This window comes from Chryseobacterium sp. SIMBA_029, assembly GCF_046535275.1.
In the GTDB taxonomy this organism is placed as follows: domain Bacteria; phylum Bacteroidota; class Bacteroidia; order Flavobacteriales; family Weeksellaceae; genus Chryseobacterium.
The window spans coordinates 1-321 of record NZ_JAWRXA010000138.1; the positions used below are offsets into that span (position 1 = coordinate 1).

The following is a 321-nucleotide window of genomic DNA, read 5'->3' on the forward strand; positions in this document are numbered from 1 at the left end:
CTGCGAAATGAAGAAAGTAAAACGTGGCTATTATCAGGTCAACTACTATAGAATATATCCGGACAATGAAAAGTTTACAGAACATGAAGTGGTAAAGAAGTTCCACAAAATGCTGGAAAACACTTTACATAAACATCCGGATAACTATCTTTGGTCACACAGAAAGTGGAAGTATCAGGATTCTATTAAAACCTATGATTCTGAAAAAAAATAGATTTACATGCAGAAAAAACTGGCTGTTGCCATCTTAAACTGGAACGGAAGAAACTGGCTTGAGAAATTTCTTCCAAGTGTAGTTCAATTTTCCCAAAATGCAGATAT

Annotated in this window: 2 pseudogenes; both read left to right on the forward strand. The window is 34.6% G+C overall.

Going from position 1 to position 321, the window contains the following annotated elements:
• A pseudogene (locus SB679_RS23525) lies at positions 1-214 on the forward strand (lipid A biosynthesis acyltransferase); the annotation flags it as partial.
• Positions 215-220: 6 nt separating this feature from the next.
• Positions 221-321, forward strand: a pseudogene (locus SB679_RS23530) (glycosyltransferase family 2 protein); the annotation flags it as partial.